This is a genomic window from Antarctobacter sp. (assembly GCF_034670325.1).
Lineage (GTDB): Bacteria > Pseudomonadota > Alphaproteobacteria > Rhodobacterales > Rhodobacteraceae > Antarctobacter.
Genome location: NZ_JAXMNR010000004.1, coordinates 513,614 through 532,060, shown reverse-complemented (window position 1 = coordinate 532,060; position 18,447 = coordinate 513,614). Strand labels below are relative to the sequence as shown.

Genomic DNA, 18,447 nt, shown 5'->3' with positions numbered 1-18,447 from the left:
CGGCGTCAGGAACGAGGTCTGCAGGTTCACCGCAATCATGATCGTCACCCATTTCGGATCGAAATGCGCGCCGTAGATCACCGGCCCCACGATCGGCACGACGATGTAGATGATCTCAAGGAAATCCAGAACGAAGCCCAGGATAAACAGGATGATCATCACGATGATAAAGGCCGTGCGCGGATCGTCAAAGCTGCGCAGGAACTGCTGGATGTATTCCTCACCCCCGAACGAGATCACCACAAGGTTCAACAGTTGCGAGGCGATCAGGATGGTGAACACCATCGAGGTCACCTTGGCCGTCTCCCGCACCGCTGGCGTCAGCACCCCGGACCGGAACAGGACCCAACAGCTGAACAGCAGACCGAAAAGCGCGTAGAGCCAGCAAACATAGGCAAAGAAGAACGCCACCCATGTTTCAAAGGACACGGTTTCGGTGTTGATGCGCAGGTCAAAGTTGATGCCTGTCAGGATCATCAGGACAACGGCCAGCGTCGACCAGATGACAATCTTGGGGCTCCGGTCTTCTTCTGACAGCTTGCGATAGGCCGCCAGCATGATAGCCCCTGCCGCCCCCAGCGCTGCGGCGGGAGTCGGGTTGGTGATACCGCCAAGGATCGACCCCAGCACCGCCACGATCAGAACCAGCGGCGGGAAGACCACGCGCAACAGCTCGTTCTTGGACAAGAGGCCCATGGCGTAAAAGCACCCGTAAATCGTGATCGCCCAAGGCAGCGCCATGAGGATCACGGTCGTCAGCGACGAGGTGGTCGGAGACAGCAAGAAGACATCGACCAGCAGCCCCAACACGATCCCGGCCGCACCGATCTGCAACGGCAGAGGGTTGGCAGAGGGCGACACGCCGCGCGCCACCGACAGGATCAGGCCAAAGATGATGGCGAGGATCGCGATGCCGGTGCCCACGGGCGCTGCATTGGCAATGGTTTCTGCCCGCAGCGTGGTGATCTCTTCGGCGGAGAGGCGGGTGCTTGTTTGCGCGCCACCCCCGGCGTCGATTTCCGCCTGCTCGGCCACGGCTGTGTCCCATGCCTTTTGCCCATGCAGGTCGATCATCGACGCCTTACACTGGTCCGACACATTGGTGCGCAAAGACGCGGATTCACCTGTATCGGTAAAGCTGTCGACCTGCGTCGACTGCGTCCCGACCAGCCCGACCTGCGCCAGCAGCATGACACCTGCGATCAGCGCCACGGGCACCCCCACGTACCATGTAAAGGCCTCACCGCGCGTGACCGGTTCACCGTTTGCGTCACCCATGGCCACGGCAGGTGCCTTGGACGGGTTCAGCATGGCGTAGCCAAAGGCATAGAGCGCGTAGAGCACCGCCAGCAGGATACCCGGCAGCAAGGCCGCCTGGAACAACGTCCCGACAGAGACCACAGCCGGGTTGCCAAGGTAGGTCAGCGCATCGGAACACCCCGCAAGTTGCGCCCGCGATTCCTGTGCCGCCGAGTAGAGATCCCCGGCCAGCGTTCCCAGAAGGACGATAACAATCGACGGTGGGATGATCTGCCCCAACGTGCCAGAGGCCGCGATCACACCCGTTGCCAGTTCCGGCGCGTAGTTATTGCGCAGCATCGTCGGCAGCGCGAGCAAGCCCATCGTCACCACGGTCGCACCGACGATCCCGGTCGAGGCCGCCAGAAAGGCCCCCACAACCACAATCGACACGGCCAGACCGCCGGGCAGCGGGCCAAAGACCCGCGCCATTGTGGTCAGCAGATCGTTGGCAATCTTGGAACGTTCCAGAACGATGCCCATCAGGACGAACATCAGAACCGCCAGCAGAGTCTCGATGGACTGACCGGCAATGACGCGTTCGTTGATACGGTTGGTGATGCCCGCGATGACGCGTTTCATCGCGCCTTCGTAGTCCCCGGCGGGAAAGATCGAATCCGCCGCCACGCGTGGCAGATCAGGATACCGGAAGATCGAGATGGCCTTTTCCGGCACGCCCGAGGCGAGCAGCGCGGAATAGGGTTCCGACGAGGTGTCGATTGCCTGATGAATCAGGATACCCGCGCTGTCCAGCGCGGCGATGATACCAAAAGAGATGACCCCTGCGCCACCGATGGCAAAGGCCACCGGGAAACCCGAAAGGATCGCCGAAAAGAGCGCGAGAAAGACGATGATCAGGCCGATCTCGACGCCGTCCAGTCCGAATAGCATTATCCCACTGCCCCTTTAGAATTCTGCGTGATCGTAGGGCTCTTCGCCCTGCTCGATCACGTCTTTGTCCAGATATTTGCCGTCGCTTTCGGGTCCTTCGATCCACTCAAGGTAAGAGCGGTAGAAAAAGGCCCAAGCGTGGACAAAAATCATGCCGACCATGATCAGCATCAGGATCTTGAACAGGAAGTAGCCGTTGAACCCGTTGGGCGAAAAGCCGATGGTCTCGACGTTCCAGCGCAGCGCGCGGGCCTTGAGCACAAGCCGGTCCAGTTGATCGGTCGCGTTCACCGGCGGCACGATCATCGACCGCCACATGAAGGTCCATGTGAACATCCAGATCAGCACCGCCATCGGCAGCATGAAGAAGAGCGAGCCGAACATGTCGATACCGCGTTTGACCCGGTGCGAGACCGCCGCGTAGACAAGGTCAACCCGCACGTGGCCACCCTGCACAAAGGTGTAGGTCAGGCACAGCGCGACTACCATCGCGTTGTAAAGTTTCAGTTCTTCGGCATACCACGAAATGTCGAATTGCAGCGGGATGCCAAAGCCGAACACGATGTCCGGCCGGGTGAAAATCCGTTGCAGAAAGACGATGACCACCTGTTGCAGCACCATCAACAGACCGGCCCAGGCGGCAAAGCGGCCAACGGTGTTGGCAAAGCCTTCCAGCACCCGGACGACACCCCAGAGAAAGGTGTTCTTCCAGACCCCGAAGGCAAAGATCGTCAGGAAAAAGACGAAAGCCACAAAGAAAAACTCGACCGATGCGCCGTAGTAGACCAGGCGCATCATCGACTGCTTGTCTTCCAGCGTCTCCATCCCGCCCAGCCAGCCCAGCCAGTCGGCGGAATGCGTCACCGCATATCCCAGATTGTAGAACGCCATGGCGAGGTTTTGCAGGATCCAGACGATCCCGTCCCCCAACGCACCCATGAATTGCCCGAAACCGACAGGCCCTGTCTCTTCCATTTGTCCCCCCACACCCCGCAGGATTCGTCCGGCCCGGGTTGATCGGCACCAAACGTAGCACGAAAAGAAGCCCCCGCGTCACGCGCGAGGGCTTCGGCTTTCAAAGCTGAACGATCAGCCGCCCAGAACGCGCACGCGCTGTTCGACGTAATACGCGTCCGACTTGCCGATCCAGCTTGCCGAGTTGGCCATGCTGGTCTCGAACGAGTTGCGGATTTTGGCGAACAGTTCGTCGCCCATGTTCTCGTCCATGACGGTCTTCGACGCGGCACCGAAGGCATCCCAGACGTCGTCCGGGAATTGCAGCGTCTTGACGCCCTGCGACTGCAGACGCGCCAACGCGGCACCGTTGTTCGCAAGGGTTTCGGCCAGCTGGTAGTGCGTGGTGGCCATCGACGCGTAACGTAGGATGTGCTGCTGTTGGGCGGTCAGGTCGTTCCACACGTCCAGGTTGACGTTGGCGGCCAGAGCCGAACCCGGCTCGTGGAAACCGGCGGTATAGTAGATCTTGGCCACTTCCTGGAAGCCCGCGCGCTCGTCGGCCATCGGGCCAACCCACTCCAGACCGTCCAGAGCACCAGACGACAGCGCCTGATAGAGTTCGCCGCCGGGGATGTTCTGCACCGATGCGCCCAGTTCGCCCAGCACCTTGCCGCCCAGACCGGGCATACGGAACTTCAGACCGTTGAAATCGTCTGCCGAGGTGATCTCGTTGCGGAACCAGCCACCGGACTGCGACCCGGAGTTGCCCGCCAGAAGACCCTTCATGTTGAAGATCATGCCCAGTTCGTCATGCAGCTCTTCGCCGCCACCGTGATAGTACCAGTTGGTGACTTCCTGCGCGGTGCCGCCAAAGGGCACGGCCGTGAAATAGGCGTAACCGGGGTGGTTGTTGATGAAATAGTAGTCTGCGGAGTGGTACATGTCCGCCTGCCCCGACGACACGGCGTCGAACACTTCCAGCGCACCCACCAGCTCGCCCGGGGCTTTTTTGTCGATGGTCAGCATACCGTCGGACATTTCGCCGACCATCTGCTCCAGATAGCTGGCGGCATCGTCCAGAACGGCAAAGCCGCGCGGCCAAGAGGTGACCATGGTCAGGGTCCGCTTGCCCTGTGCATAGGCCGGAGCGGCCAGCGTCGATGCAGCGGCGGCGGCACCGGCACCCAGAGTCGAGTTACGAAGGAAAGAACGGCGATCCATAGAAAACCTCCCAGTTTTTTGTACTGCGCAAGGCTCCCCACCTCGCGCGGATCGATTTTTAGTGGAGGCACACTAGGGCGGCCTTCCGCGCAAAGAAATACCCAGTGCTACGGATGCGAAGAGAATTTTTTACCAACTGGCATATAAAGTCGTGCCTTTTCGCGGCCTGACACAAAGCAGGACCAACCTCACGTTACGTCACGCGATTCGCGTTCCGCCGCGGCGCAGAGCCAGTCGAACACAGTGCGTCGCGCCGGGTCGGCCAGATCCTCACGCGGGCAAAGTGCGACGTATTTTTGTGCGGTGTCCAGCATCCCCGGTACGGCCTGTACCAACCGCCCCAGCCGCATGTCGCGCGCCACAAGAAACCGGCTGGCCAGCGCCACGCCCTGCCCGGCCATGGCGGCCTCGATGGCAAGCGTGATCTGGCTGAAACGTGGCCCCGGCAGATGTTCGGGTCTGGCTTGCCCCATGACCGTTTCCAGAAACTCGGGCCACATATCCAGCGAATGATGCAGCAGGGCGCGCCCGTCCAACCCCTCGCCCGACAGGTCAGGCGCGCAGACGGCAATCGCCTCTCCAGCAAACAACGTGCGCGTCTCCAGCGCCGCCACGGCCTTTGGCACACCATACCGTACCGCGATGTCGACCCCATCCGCCCGAAACTGGGACAGAGCCTCTGTCGCGAGGACACGCAGATCAATCCCCGGGTGATGCGCGGTAAAGTCCGGCATGTTCGGGATCAGCCATTTCGATGCAAACGACGGCGTGACAGAGATGGTCACGCTGCGTCCGCTTGGGCGCAGATCCCGCGTGGCGCTTTCCATCAGGCGAAAGGCCCGCGCGATCTGGTCGTGATAGCGCCGCCCGTCTTCGGTCAGGCGCAACCCGCGCGCGTGACGTTCAAACAGGCGCAGGCCCAGCCGCGCCTCCATCCCGCGCACATGCTGCGCCACGGCTCCTTGTGTAACCCGCAATTCCTGAGCCGCCGAAGCAAAGCTCAGATGCCGCCCCGCCGCCTCGAAGGCACGCAGGGCATTCAGTGGGGGCAGCCGTTCAGCCAATCGTTTTCCTATCGTCTTGGACCAGTCGTTCTGGCCTGTTCGGATGCCATCATACCGCATAATTTTGGGGAAATATGCATAAACAAGGTTGGAAAATGACTGTAGCAAACATGGCAACTGGCTGTGTCGGAGACACGACACAGTCCATGACTCCCACCGCACCCCGTCAGGCCGGGGCGATGATTGACACCATCAAATGGGGCGCGTCCATCGCGCAGATCGGCGGCTACGCGGCGACCGGCTTCGGCTTTACCACATGGGCCCTGCCCTTCTTTGCGGTTGGCCTGCTTGGCTGGCTTGCGGTTGGCATGGCGTGGCGCGACCGGGCCATCGTCCTGATCCACCTTGTCGCGATGGTCGCGATGCTGACCGGGCTGGCCACACGCGGCTGAGGTCTTTTCAACACGCGGTCTCTCTGCTTTTCTGCGCCCATGCGCAGCATCCTCCAGCGTTTTCGCCCGTCCTACCGCCAAAAGCTGTTTCTTTTGGCGGCGGCCCCCTTGGTCATCGCCGTTTCGGCCATCGCACTGCTGGTGGCAGAACAGTCGCGCGCAATGGCCGAGCAGGAAATTCGCCAGCTTGAGGCGCAGATGCTGGAGACCAAGAAACGCGAACTGCACAACTATGTCACGCAGGCGCGCAACGGGTTCTATTTCATCTACGGTTCCGCCGCCCCCGACAACGAGGCGGCCAAGGAGCAGGTCATGCAGATCCTTGCCGCGATGATCTATGGCGAAGAGGGATTTTTCTTTGTCTACGACTACGAGGGCCAGAACCTAGTGTCGCCGCGTCAGACAGAGTTGATCAATGGCAATCACTGGGACCTGACCGACAGCGAAGGCACCTATGTGGTGCGCGAGTTCATCGCAACCGCCCGCCAGGGCGCGGGGTATGTCGAACACCTCTGGCCCAAACCCTCGACCGGCGAAGAGGCCCGCATGATCACCTATGTCACTTCGTTTCCAAGCTGGCGTTGGGCGGTCGGCACGGGTGTCTTTATCGACGATGTGCTGGCCAGCGTCGCCGCAGCCCGCGCCGAGGTCGAGGCAAAGGTGCAGCGCACCTTCCTATATATCGGCGCGATCACCCTTGCGGCGTTGCTGGTGGTCTTTGCCTCCGGCCTTGTCCTGAACATCCGCGAGCGGCGGCTGGCCGATGCCAAGCTGCGCGAACTGACACAGCGGGTGCTGGACACACAAGAAGAAGAACGCGGTCGCGTGGCGCGCGAACTGCACGACGGGATCAGCCAAATCCTTGTCGGCGTGCGCTACGCGCTGGATGTGGCCCGCCGCCGCGTCGCTTCGGGCGATGCACGGGCGGCGGACACGCTGGCGAAAGGCACCGAGAACCTCGGGCTGGCCATTCAGGAGGTGCGCCGCATCAGCCGTGACCTGCGGCCCGGCGTCCTGGACGATCTGGGGCTTGGCCCCGCGATCAAGACGCTGGCCGAGGACTTCCGCACCCGCACCGGGATCGAAACCGAATTTTCGACCGTGGTCTTTCGCAACCGATTGGATCAGGACGCCAAGATTGCCCTCTACCGCATCGCCCAAGAGGCGCTGACCAATGTCGAACGCCACGCAAGCGCCACCCGTGTCAGCATCGACCTGCGCGGCCACCGCGCTGGCGCCACTCTGAAGATCGCCGATGATGGCATCGGGTTGCGCGGTGCGCGCACGCCCTCTCCCGGCATCGGGTTGCGCAACATGCAGGAACGGATGGACCAGCTTGGCGGTACGCTGCGCATCTTGTCCTCTCGCGACGGGACCCTTATCGAGGCACAGGTGCCGCTCAGCCATCTGCTGCCCCCCGAGGACGGCACCGTCACCCAATCCAAGGTCCGCGCATGAACCCTCGTCCCACCCGCGTCGTCGTTGTCGATGATCACCCGATGGTCGCCGAAGGTATCGAGGCCATCCTTGAAAGCTATGATGACATCACCGTGCTCGCCACGCTGTCAGACGGCCAGACCATGATCGACCGGCTGGAAGAGCTGTCGCCCGATGTCATCCTGATGGACCTGAACATGCCGGGGCTGGGCGGGCTGTCCGCGACGGAGATGATCCTCGAACTGCGGCCCGCGACGCGCATTCTGGTGCTGTCGATGCACGATTCGCGCGAATACATCACCACCGCGCTCAGCCACGGCGCGCGGGGCTATGTGCTCAAGGATGTGCCGACAGATGAGATCAAGCGCGCCATAGACACGGTGATGGCTGGGGACCGGTATCTATGCCCCGGAGCCGAAGGGGCGCTGACCCCGTCCGGGCAGGAACGTGAGCAACTGACCAACCGCGAACAGATGGTGTTGTTGCAACTGGCGCAGGGCAAATCGAACAAGCAGGTCGCCGAGGCGCTGGATATCTCGGTGCGCACGGTCGAAACGCACCGCAAGAACATCCGCCGCAAACTGGGCGTCAGCAGCACCGCCGAACTGATGCGCTATGCTCTGGAACATGGTGTCTTGCAGGGCACCGGCGCGAACCTCTGAAATGAGAGGCGCGCCGCTGCGGCAAAGACCTTGTCAGAGGTCGACGATCGGCCCCACCGGAACGCAATCTTCCCAAGCCTTGTAGACCATCGCGGGAATGACCTCTGCCTTTGGCACATCTGCCCCGGCATAGGCTGTGGACGACTTTGGCACGCCGCCCAGAGCAACGGCCAAACCCATCAACGCCACAAGCGCCACGGCCTTGCAGAGGGTGAAATCGCGGTAAAATACATTTTTCGGCATGACGATCTCCTCGTCTCCTGTGAACTCATGCACAGCATCGCGAAAGTTGCCTCTCCGAGCAACTCACGATGCCGCGCGCGAATGTTGCAAAACCCTTAATGCCCCCAGTGAACCGGTGCCCGCGTGACATGGGCATCCTCCCCAGAGGCATGGCTGCCGGCCTGAAGACCCATCGCCACAAGGATAAGCGCGGTCAGCGAAGCCGCCTTGAACAAAGAGAAATTTCGGATTGACCTGGACCGTAGCATGAGGCGTCTCACAAAGAATGAACTGTTTCGTTCACTCATGCCAGAACGGGAACCGGTGCTGCAATCGCCAATATGCGCATGAATGCACATCAAATATGCATGGCCAGCGACCGAAAGCGGAAATCATCGACACCGGCAACTTTTGCAAAGTCCGCCCGCATCGAAACGAAATTTGCTTTCTCCCACTTCACAGGTTGACGCCTAGTTCCTTGCGCCATAATGTCCCCGCGCAATGCAAGGGAGCCTCGGGCATGACCACGCTAGTGGTAATTGTAGGAGCAAGGCGCATGGGCCGGTAACGGAATCCCTATTAGGACCCCATGCGCCCCCGGAATAAACCTCGGGGGCTTTTTTGTGCGCAGAATTTCAGTGTCGTGAACGGAGAACATGCGATGACACGTCAGATGACCGGAGCGAAAATGGTGGTTCAGGCCCTCAAGGACCAGGGCGTGGACACGGTATTCGGCTACCCTGGCGGCGCTGTACTACCGATTTACGATGAGGTGTTTCAGCAAAACGATATCCGCCACATCCTTGTTCGCCATGAACAGGGCGCGGTTCACGCGGCAGAGGGCTATGCCCGCTCCACCGGCAAACCCGGTGTCGTTCTTGTGACCTCCGGTCCCGGTGCCACCAACGCGGTGACCGGCCTGACCGATGCGTTGATGGACTCGATCCCGATTGTCGTGCTGACCGGGCAGGTCCCGACCTTCATGATTGGCTCTGATGCCTTTCAGGAGGCCGATACCGTCGGCATCACCCGCCCCTGCACCAAGCACAACTGGCTGGTGAAGGACACCGCGCGGCTGTCGTCCACAATCCATGAGGCGTTCCACGTCGCCACCTCGGGCCGTCCCGGTCCGGTGCTGGTGGACATTCCCAAGGACGTCCAGTTTGCCAGCTCGCAGTATCAGGGCATCCCCAAGGCCGCGACCAGCCACTATCAGCCGCAGGTCAAGGGCGACATGCAGATGATCGAACATCTGGTCGAGGCGATCGAGATGGCCGAACGCCCGGTGTTCTACACCGGCGGCGGCGTGATCAACTCTGGCCCCGCCGCCAGCCAGCTTTTGCGCGAAATCGTCGAGGCGACGGGCTTTCCGATCACCTCGACGCTGATGGGGCTGGGTGCTTACCCCGCCTCGGGCAAGAATTGGCTGGGCATGTTGGGCATGCACGGTCTGTATGAGGCAAATCTTGTGATGCACGGCTGCGATCTGATGATCAACGTCGGCGCGCGGTTTGACGACCGGATCACCGGCCGAATCGATGCCTTCAGCCCCAACTCGCGCAAGGCGCACATCGATATCGACCCGTCGTCGATCAACAAGGTGATCAAAACCGATTTCCCGGTTGTCGGTGACGTGGGCCATGTTCTCGAAGACGTGCTGAACCTCTGGAAAGCACGGGGCCGCAAGGTCAACCGCGAGGCGATTGCCCGCTGGTGGAAGCAGATCGAAGAGTGGAAAAAGGTCGATTGCCTAAAGTACAAACCCTCCGAAGGCACCATCAGGCCGCAGCACGCGCTGGCGCGGCTTGAGGCGCTGACCAAGGACCGAGATCGCTATATCTGCACCGAGGTCGGTCAGCACCAGATGTGGGCCGCTCAGTATCTTGGCTTTGAGGACCCCAACCGCTGGATGACCTCCGGCGGCCTTGGAACCATGGGATACGGCACGCCCGCGTCGATCGGCGTGCAGATCGCGCACCCGGACTCGCTGGTGATCAACGTCGCCGGTGAGGCCTCGTGGCTGATGAACATGCAGGAGATGGGCACCGCGGTGCAGTACCGTCTGCCGGTCAAGCAGTTCATCCTGAACAACGAACGTCTGGGCATGGTGCGCCAATGGCAGGAATTGCTCCACGGTGAGCGGTATTCGCAATCCTGGTCCGAAGCGCTGCCCGATTTCGTCAAGCTGGCAGAGGCGTTTGGCGCCAAGGGCATCCTCTGCAAGGACCCCGCCGATCTCGATGACGCGATCATGGAGATGCTCGACTATGACGGACCGGTGATCTTCGATTGCCTTGTCGAGAAGCACGAAAACTGCTTCCCGATGATCCCCTCGGGCGCGCCGCACAACAAGATGCTGTTGGGCGATGCCTCGACCAAGGACGCCATCGGCTCAAAGGGCGCGGTGCTCGTGTGATCCTGCGAATCGCTTGCGCGATTCTGGCCGCCTTTGCATTTGCGGAGGCGGCCTTTGCACAACAAGAGCCCGATTGGTGGCCTGATCTCGGCGCTCCAATGGCGTTCCATCGCGGCTACTCTGGCGGCAACTGCATAAGCTGCACTTGGATTGCCGCTCAGGGTGTCATCACCGCTGACATACCTGCTGCCTTTCAAACCTTTCTTGATGAGCAGGCGCTGACCAACCTGTCAGGCGTCAACATCCACCTGAACTCACCCGGCGGGAATCTGGGTGCGGCACTGGCGCTTGGCCGTATGATCCGCGCGTCCGGTGCCGGAACGGTTGTGGCGGAAACAGCCGGCGTCAGAACCGACTACGGTCTGCACGATCTCTTTCTTGAAACCGATAAGCCTGCCTGCCTCTCCGCCTGCGTCTTCGCCTTCATCGGCGGCGAGACTCGCGTGGCCCGCAGCGACACCATCGGTCAAATGCGCGGATACCAGACCCATGGGCCACTCGGCGTGCATCAGTTCTATGGCCCCGACGCGGGCCCGGCCACAGTAGACCCGACCGTCAGGGTCGCGGATCAGGGCCGCACTGCGCTGTTGCTGGAATATGTGGCCGAAATGGGCGTGTCGGCCGAGCTTTTGGTGCTTGGGTTGAAAACCGGGCCACGAGACATGCGCCTGCTGACCGACGATGAGGTCACCGACCTGCGCATCGACACCGGCGCACAAGCAGCCCAAGCGCGGTTGACCGGCTATGCAAACGGCGTCGGCGTGGTCGAGATCACCCACCGCTCACGCCAAGCGCGGTATCGCCACGAATTCTTCTGCGATCGCGCGGGCGTTCTGCATCTCAAGATGCAGGTAACGTGGGACGGAACCAACTGGGGATCGGAACAAGAGGGCAACCTTGCGCATTTCTTTCAAACCCTGACCACCGTGAATTTTGGTTCTTTGCGATATCAAAGCGGCGCACACACCCGCCAGCCCGACGGCCTCATGCAGTCAATCGTGCAATTCACTCTCCCCGACAGCCAGAGCGGCACACTGGCGCAACGTGATGAATTCTGGTTTCAGAATGCAACGTCCAGCTGGTTTTCACAGGTCGCCGACGGGTTCAACTTTCGCCTGAGTCAGCCGCACGACGGTTTCCATCTGTTGCCAAAGCTGTGCCTGCCGTGACCTCCCAAGTGCCTGATCGCCTCTTGTGGCTCGACCGGGCCAAGGGGCTGGGCATCGTACTGGTTGTCTTCGGCCACGCGTGGCTGGGGGCGCAGGCGGCGGGGCTTTTGCCCGCCGACAGGCTTTTCCACACGGTCGAAAAGCTGATCTACAATTTCCACATGCCGCTGTTTTTTCTGCTGTCGGGCGTCACGTTCGAGGCATCCGCACGGCGAAAGCCACTGTCGCGCGGCGCGCGCGACAAGGCGCTGCGCCTGCTCTGGCCGCTCTTGCTGTGGACCTACATCTTTGCCGGTTTCCGCTATCTTGCGGGCGGGGCGATCAACAACCCCGAGGCGCTGTCCGATCTTATTGGCTGGCCGCTGCCGCCACGGGATCACCTGTGGTTTCTCTGGGCGCTGTTCCTGATCCAGATGCTGGCCCTTTTGATCGCCGTGCCCGGCGCGCGGGCGCGGCCCACATGGGTGTGGCTGGCACTGGCGGTCGGGGCTGCGGCGGTCGTGTCGCTGCCCGGTTTGCCGCTGGGTCCGCTGACGGTCAACGCCGCGCTGCATCTGGGGCTGTTCTGTCTGGGCGTCTGGCTGGCGCGGGCGGGTCCCCTGCCCTCTGGCCCTTCCGCCGGGCTCAAGGCGCTTTCGGTCTTTGCGCTGGTCCAGATCGTCAGCTTTGCCCTGCCTGAAAGCGTTCTGGCCTTTCAGGTCGTTGCCGCCGCGCTGTCGCTTTGCTTTGTGGTGATGCTGAACGCCCGCTTCGGCGCTTTGGGGCAACTGCTGGTGCGACTGGGCCAGCTTTCGATGCCGATCTATTTGGCGCACACACTGTTCACCGCTGCCACGCGCATCGGTCTGTTCAAAGTCACCGATGATCCGATGCTGCATCTGGCGCTTGGCACGGTCGCAGGACTGATCGGTCCGGTTGCGTTGTATTACGCGGTGCGCGCCGTCGCCTCCCCCCGCGTTCTGGGGTTCTGAGACCGCGCGTCACGAGGCCGCCGCCCGGTCAGACGCCGCGGTGATATGCGTGGCGATGGTCAGCAAAAGCGCATCGCGGCGCACAGGTTTGCTCAGAAAGCCATCCATTCCCGCCTCTGCGGCCGCAACGCGGTCCCGGTCAAAGGCGTTGCCCGTCAACGCGATGATCGGACGATGCGGCCAGCCACGCTGCCGCTCACGGTCGCGGATCAGCCGTGTCGCCTCCAGCCCGCTCATCTCGGGCATCGACAGATCCATAAGCACAAGGCCAAAGCGATTGGGATCGTATAGGTCCAGCGCGCGGCGGCCATTGTCCGCCAGCACCACCTTCGCCCCCCGCCGTTCCAGCATTTTCTGCGCCACCGCCTGATTGGTGCGATTGTCCTCGACGACCAGAACGCTCAACCCGTCCAGACGCATATCCTCGGCCGAGATCGGCGCGGCGTCCGGCGCGGCAAAGGCCACCGTCGGCAGCGGCAAATCCACGGTAAAGGTGGTTCCGCGACCCGCCTCTGACGTGGCAGTGATCGTGCCACCCATCGCAGAGACCAGCCGCTTGCAGATCGACAGGCCAAGGCCGGTGCCCTCAAACTGGCGCTCGTGCCCTTTGTGGACCTGTTCGAACGGATCGAAAATCACCGCCAGCCGATCCGCAGGGATGCCGATCCCGCTGTCGGTCAGGGTGAACCGAATTTCATTCCCGCACGAGGTCTTGCGCGACAGGTGCAAAATCACTTCTCCGGCCAGCGTGAACTTGATCGCATTGCCCATCAGGTTCATCAGCACCTGCCGGATGCGCAGGGCGTCACCCTCGACCAGATGAGGCACATCCGCATCAATAATGCACTGCAGCGACAGCCCCTTTTGCGCCGCCAGCGGCGACAACAGATCACTGATTTCATCCACAAGGCGCGTGATCTCAAACGCCGCCGTTTCCAGTTCCAGATGTCCGGCTTCAACCTTGGAGAAATCGAGGATGTCGGAAATCAGCGAGGTCAACGCCAGCGCCGCCCCCCGGATGGTGGCCACGTAACTTGCCTGTTCCGGGCCAAGGTCGGTTTCGGTCAGCAGGTCCGCCATGCCCACGATCCCGTTCATCGGGGTGCGGATTTCATGGCTCATATTGGCAAGAAACGATGACTTCGCCTCATTGGCGACATTGGCGGCGTCCCGCGCGGCGCGCAGTTCAGCGTTTTGATTGCGCAGATCGGTGATATCCGTGTGGACGATCACGTTGCCCAGCGGCGGGCGCGACGAGGCCTGCATCAGAAAACTCCGCCCGGAGTCGGGTATCTCCATCAGCACCTTGCGCCCTTCGAACAGCGCGTTCTGGACATCGCTGTGGGACGAAGGATCGTTCGGGGCCTTGTTCCTCTCGACGAGCAAGGCAAGGTGGTCGCGGACCGACACGCCGTTGGGCACATCCTCCGGCTGCAGTCCAAACAACTGTAGATACGCAGGGTTTACCTGTACGATTCGGTTTTCGGGATCGTCGAGTTGCGTCCCCGACGTCACCAGCAACCCCTCTCCCATGCCCTGAACGATCTCGGTCAGCAGGTGGTTGGTTTCCGACAGTTCATTGGCCTTGTCGATCAGGCTTTGTTCCAGAACAGCGGTCCGTTTGTTCAGTCCGGCCACCAGAGAATCCGTCACATCGGCCTTTCGCATGACCGCGCTGATGTTCAGCGTAATCCCGCGATACCCGGCAAATTCGCCGTCCTCTGACCAGATCGGCACAGCGCTGTCCATCAGGACCGCGCGACTTCCGTTAACCATGATGCGTTCATAGCTGAGGCCGCGCACCTCACGCTGATCGCGCAGCGCGTCCATCAGACGATCCAGTCCGGCCTCATCGCCGATCGTGTTGCCCTGATCCAGAATATACAACCCGTTCAACTGCTGTGCGGACAGTTGCAGGCCGGAATGGCGGATGTTGACATAGCTCAGCCGGTAATCGGCATCCGCCTCCCATGTCCATGCCGGCATGAGGTGAATGACATCCGCCCAGATTCTGGCGTCTTTTTCCCTCTCGGACATAAGTGGCATCTGATCCCCGGAAACGAACGCAATGCAATGGCACCGGCCTAGAGGGAAACTATTGACATGCCATTAAATCCCTCTGTTTGCCCGTTTTCATCGCTCTGCCCGCTGGCCAATTCCCGCAATCTTGGCTAACTTCCCACGCGGCCCGCGTCTTGTGGGTCGGCACCCCTCAGAAAGGCCCGGCGATGTCAGCACTGAAGATCAAGAAAGGTTCGAGCAAGCACTCTGCCTATAACCTCCGCCCCAATTTTTCGGATGTGCAGGAGACACACACCCTTGCGGTGCTGGTAGAGAACGAACCGGGTGTATTGGCGCGGGTCATCGGACTGTTCGCGGGCCGTGGGTACAACATCGACAGCCTGACCGTGGCCGAGGTCGACCATCAGGGACACCTCAGCCGCATCACCATCGTCACCACCGGCACGCCGCAGGTGATCGAACAGATCAAGGCCCAGCTTGGCCGCATCGTGCCTGTCCACGAGGTGCATGACCTCACGGTCGAGGGCAAATCGGTCGAACGGGAACTGGCGCTTTTCAAAGTCAACGGCACCGGCGACAAACGGGTCGAGGCGCTGCGTCTGGCGGATATCTTCCGCGCCAATGTGGTGGACTCGACGCTGGAAAGCTTTGTGTTCCAGCTCACCGGAACCCCGGACAAGATCGACGCCTTTGCCGATCTCATGCGCCCGCTTGGATTGGCCGAGGTTGCCCGCACGGGCGTCGCTGCTCTGGCGCGCGGCGTCTAATAGACTGACGACCAAAAACAAAATTTTGGCGCGACACCCACGACCGGGTATCGCGCCAAAATTTGTTTAATAGACCTATCTGGCGAAGACCACTTAACCGGCGCGGCGCGCCTCTGGAAAGCTCACGACGTTGTCGGCCGTACTGCTGCCCCTTGGACCGCGGTTGCGCAACTCGCGCACGATGGTCGGAGCATAGCCCGCATCCACACGGCGCAGATTTCGCGCCCGGCGGACATCGCGATCCTCACGCAGATCGAATTGGATCAGGTCACCCGCATCCAGATCGATCCCCTCGTGCACGCTCTGCTCCGCAGCCGTGTAATACGCAAGGTTTCCGTGATCTTCGCACCAGATCACGGCATTGCGGTCATCGACATCCGCCCACAAAACAACGCCTAGCATCTGATCCTGCATGTTACACCTACTGATGTTTGTAAGATGAAGGTGAACGAAACCTTTCGACCGCAATAGGTAATTTTCCGTGTCTTCGTCTTGATTTTTGTGGCGTGACCAGTCAACTTTGCCGCCAAATAGCATCACACATGACGCCAAGTAGCATCATGCATCGATGTAACAGGGGACAAGCGCGCGAAAATCCTGCAACTTAAAGGCGCTACAAGCCAGGACTGGGACATCATGTCGGTAAAGCCTGCCACAAACTCGAACACGCGCGGTCCGGCACCGGCCGAGTTACGCAGTATGCTCGGTGCCAATCTGCGCCAGTTGTCACAACGCGCACCGTCGATTTCCGCGCTCTGCCGAGATCTTGGGATCAACCGGACCCAATTCAACCGCTATCTCGCCGGTGAAAGTTTTCCACGCCCCGACGTCCTGCATCGCATTTGCTCATACTTTCAGGTCGACGCGCGCATCCTTTTGGAATCCGTCCAGGACATCGCCAACAACGATGCCGGCGTTCTGAACAACCCGGCGATCTCGGACTATCTTGGCAATGCGATGCGCCCGGTCAGCGAAGAAGAGTTTCCCAGCGGTTTCTACCGCTTTGCCCGCCGCAGCTTTCTGGATGAGCACATGTTTGTGCGCGGCCTGATCTACGTGTTCCGCAGCCGCGACGGCACCTTCCTCAAGGGGTTCGAGGCCAAGGACGCCATGCGCCAGCAGGGCTTGCCCAGCGATCCCTCGACGCGTGAGTTCCGCGGCGCGGTCATGCCGCAAGAGGACGGCATCGCCGCCCTTGTCAGCCGCCGGGGGGCGACCACGACCTCTTTCAACTTCCTCGCGCGGATTCCGTCGTTCGAAAACAACTTCTGGGTCGGATACGTTACCCGCACCGTGCGCGAGAACGTCGCCGGGCGCCGGGTTGAACGGCTGGTCTATGAATACCTGGGCAAGGACATGGCCCATGTCCTGCCCGCCGCCCGCAGCGCAGGCTTTTGTGCCGAGGGCGATTTGCTGGCCTATCAGCGCAATCTTCTCAAACCGTCCGAACCCTTCGTGTAACACCCGGCTCAACCGGCCTGCGGTCGCTGTGATACAAACTGTGTCGGGTTTGATCGGTTCAAGTCCGCTTTCTGCGTCTAACCGGGATACTGTCCCACGTCAGCAGAAGGCCCGCCCCGATGACCCTTCCTCCGACCGATCTTGCCAGCGTCCGTCGCCCCGTCGCTCAGGCCAACGGCCTGCCGAACGCCCACTACATCGACCCCGAAGTCTTTGCCGAGGAACGCGAGGCGGTCCTGTTCCGCCAGTGGTCCGGGCTTGCCGTCACCGCCGATGTCCCCGAAGAAGGCGATGCCAAGCCGATCACCTTTCTCGGCATGCCGCTCTTGCTGCTGCGCGGTCGGGATGGCGCTGTGCGGGTCTTTCAGAACATCTGCCGCCACCGGGGCATGATCCTTGTCGAAGAACCCCGCAAGATCGAGGGCGCGATCCGCTGCCCCTATCATTCGTGGTGCTACGGCACCGACGGTCGTCTTGTCAGCACACCCCATGTCGGCGGCCCCGGACACAACACCCATGATGCCATCGACCGCGCCACCCTTGGCCTGATCGAGGTGCGCAGCCACATCTGGCGCGATGTGGTCTGGATCAACGTCTCGGGCGATGCCGCCCCATTCGAAGAGGCCATGGGTGAGGTCATGACCCGCTGGGCCGAGTTCGAGAAACCGCTATTTCACGGCGGATCGGACAGCACGATTACGCTGGAGGTTGCGACCAACTGGAAACTCGCGGTCGAAAACTACTGTGAGAGCTATCACCTGCCGTGGGTCCATCCCGGCCTGAACTCTTACTCGCGGCTGGAAGATCACTACAACATCGAACAGCCGGGCCACTTTTCCGGTCAGGGCACCGAAGTCTACCGCCAGGTCACCAATGAGAACGGCGATCCTTTCCCGGACTTCGACGGTATCTCTGACAAATGGGACACCGCCGCCGAGTACATCGCGGTCTATCCAAACGTCCTGTTCGGCGTTCACCGCGACCACTCCTTTGCCATCGTCCTTTTGCCCGAAGGCACCGGCAAGACGGTCGAACATATCCACCTCTACTATGCGCAACCCAAGACCGACAGCGGCCTGCGCCAGCGCAATACGCAACTGTGGAAGACGGTCTTCGAGGAAGACATCTTTGTCGTCGAGGGGATGCAACGGGGCCGCCACGCCAGCGGCTTTGACGGCGGGCGCTTTTCACCCGCGATGGACAGCCCGACCCATTGCTTTCACGACTGGGTGGCCGCGCAGGTACAGGCCTGCCGCGACATGGCCCGGGCGGCAGAGTGAAACAGCTCGACGACAGGCTGCATGAGGCGCACGCGCGGGATGACCGCGCGGCGCTGGTGGCCCTTTACGCGCAGGCGGCCGAGACGGTGAACGACCTTGACGCCGCCTGTTTCTACCTGACCCACGCCTATGTCTTTGCGCTGGAACTGGGCGATGCCCGTGCTGCGGGGCTGCACGCCCGGCTCAAGGCCGAAGGGCGCGAGGCCTGACCCCGGC

Annotated in this window: 17 protein-coding genes; 10 read left to right on the top strand and 7 right to left on the bottom strand. The window is 61.4% G+C overall.

Features of this window, described 5'->3' with window-relative positions; genetic code table 11:
* The 4 genes from VOI21_RS13140 to VOI21_RS13125 all read right to left on the bottom strand — a co-directional run.
* Positions 1-2,190, bottom strand: a 2,190-nt coding sequence (locus tag VOI21_RS13140) for a TRAP transporter large permease subunit (RefSeq protein ID WP_323770356.1), incomplete at its 3' end; no start/stop codon positions are given.
* A 15-nt stretch (positions 2,191-2,205) separates the two neighbouring features.
* Entirely contained in the window at positions 2,206-3,165 is a 960-nt protein-coding gene (locus tag VOI21_RS13135) for a TRAP transporter small permease subunit (protein WP_323770355.1), read from the bottom strand.
* A 114-nt stretch (positions 3,166-3,279) separates the two neighbouring features.
* A complete protein-coding gene (locus tag VOI21_RS13130) occupies positions 3,280-4,368 on the bottom strand; it encodes a TRAP transporter substrate-binding protein (protein WP_323770354.1) in 1,089 nt (362 codons plus the stop codon).
* Between the two features lie 188 nt (positions 4,369-4,556).
* A complete protein-coding gene (locus VOI21_RS13125) occupies positions 4,557-5,432 on the bottom strand; it encodes a LysR substrate-binding domain-containing protein (RefSeq protein ID WP_323770353.1) in 876 nt (291 codons plus the stop codon).
* 146 nt (positions 5,433-5,578) lie between these two features.
* On the opposite strand from VOI21_RS13125, the gene VOI21_RS13120 reads away from it, so the two are divergent.
* Genes VOI21_RS13120 through VOI21_RS13110 form a run of 3 tightly spaced genes read left to right on the top strand, consistent with a single transcriptional unit; the run spans position 5,579 to position 7,923 of the window.
* Entirely contained in the window at positions 5,579-5,824 is a 246-nt protein-coding gene (locus VOI21_RS13120; RefSeq protein ID WP_323770352.1) for a DUF6552 family protein, read from the top strand.
* 39 nt (positions 5,825-5,863) lie between these two features.
* Entirely contained in the window at positions 5,864-7,282 is a 1,419-nt protein-coding gene (locus VOI21_RS13115; protein ID WP_323770351.1) for a cache domain-containing protein, read from the top strand.
* On the top strand, positions 7,279-7,923 hold the full coding sequence (locus tag VOI21_RS13110; protein ID WP_323770350.1) for a response regulator transcription factor: 645 nt from the start codon (positions 7,279-7,281) through the stop codon (positions 7,921-7,923). The genes VOI21_RS13115 and VOI21_RS13110 overlap by 4 nt, the downstream gene beginning before the upstream one ends.
* 33 nt (positions 7,924-7,956) lie before the next feature.
* On the opposite strand, the gene VOI21_RS13105 is transcribed toward VOI21_RS13110, so the two are convergent.
* Positions 7,957-8,166 carry a hypothetical protein gene (locus VOI21_RS13105; protein ID WP_323770349.1) on the bottom strand — a complete coding sequence of 70 codons (210 nt, stop codon included), beginning with the start codon at positions 8,164-8,166 and terminating at the stop codon, positions 7,957-7,959.
* Between the two features lie 640 nt (positions 8,167-8,806).
* Between VOI21_RS13105 and VOI21_RS13100 the strand changes: the two genes are divergently transcribed.
* The 3 genes from VOI21_RS13100 to VOI21_RS13090 all read left to right on the top strand — a co-directional run bounded on the left by VOI21_RS13100 (position 8,807) and on the right by VOI21_RS13090 (position 12,701).
* Complete coding sequence (locus tag VOI21_RS13100; protein ID WP_323770348.1) at positions 8,807-10,561, top strand: acetolactate synthase 3 large subunit; 1,755 nt, start codon at positions 8,807-8,809, stop codon at positions 10,559-10,561.
* A 98-nt stretch (positions 10,562-10,659) separates the two neighbouring features.
* Entirely contained in the window at positions 10,660-11,730 is a 1,071-nt protein-coding gene (locus tag VOI21_RS13095; RefSeq protein ID WP_323770347.1) for a hypothetical protein, read from the top strand.
* 8 nt (positions 11,731-11,738) lie between these two features.
* Positions 11,739-12,701, top strand: a complete 963-nt coding sequence (locus VOI21_RS13090; RefSeq protein ID WP_323770346.1) for an acyltransferase — start codon at positions 11,739-11,741, stop codon at positions 12,699-12,701.
* Positions 12,702-12,710: 9 nt separating this feature from the next.
* Here the strand turns inward: VOI21_RS13090 and VOI21_RS13085 are convergent, their stop codons facing one another.
* Complete coding sequence (locus VOI21_RS13085) at positions 12,711-14,738, bottom strand: hybrid sensor histidine kinase/response regulator (protein WP_323770345.1); 2,028 nt, start codon at positions 14,736-14,738, stop codon at positions 12,711-12,713.
* Positions 14,739-14,929: 191 nt separating this feature from the next.
* Between VOI21_RS13085 and ilvN the strand changes: the two genes are divergently transcribed.
* Positions 14,930-15,490 carry an acetolactate synthase small subunit gene (ilvN, locus tag VOI21_RS13080; protein WP_323770344.1) on the top strand — a complete coding sequence of 187 codons (561 nt, stop codon included), beginning with the start codon at positions 14,930-14,932 and terminating at the stop codon, positions 15,488-15,490.
* 93 nt (positions 15,491-15,583) lie between these two features.
* Here the strand turns inward: ilvN and VOI21_RS13075 are convergent, their stop codons facing one another.
* Entirely contained in the window at positions 15,584-15,904 is a 321-nt protein-coding gene (locus tag VOI21_RS13075) for a hypothetical protein (protein ID WP_323770343.1), read from the bottom strand.
* 222 nt (positions 15,905-16,126) lie between these two features.
* Between VOI21_RS13075 and VOI21_RS13070 the strand changes: the two genes are divergently transcribed.
* From VOI21_RS13070 to VOI21_RS13060, 3 genes are all read left to right on the top strand, one after another.
* The gene (locus VOI21_RS13070) at positions 16,127-16,951 is read left to right on the top strand and encodes a helix-turn-helix transcriptional regulator (protein ID WP_323770342.1); all 825 of its coding nucleotides are present in this window, start codon (positions 16,127-16,129) and stop codon (positions 16,949-16,951) included.
* 119 nt (positions 16,952-17,070) lie between these two features.
* Positions 17,071-18,231 carry an aromatic ring-hydroxylating dioxygenase subunit alpha gene (locus tag VOI21_RS13065; RefSeq protein ID WP_323770340.1) on the top strand — a complete coding sequence of 387 codons (1,161 nt, stop codon included), beginning with the start codon at positions 17,071-17,073 and terminating at the stop codon, positions 18,229-18,231.
* Positions 18,228-18,440, top strand: coding sequence for a hypothetical protein (locus VOI21_RS13060; RefSeq protein ID WP_323770339.1), 213 nt, complete (start codon positions 18,228-18,230; stop codon positions 18,438-18,440). The genes VOI21_RS13065 and VOI21_RS13060 overlap by 4 nt, the downstream gene beginning before the upstream one ends.
* The last annotated feature ends 7 nt before the right edge of the window (positions 18,441-18,447 follow it).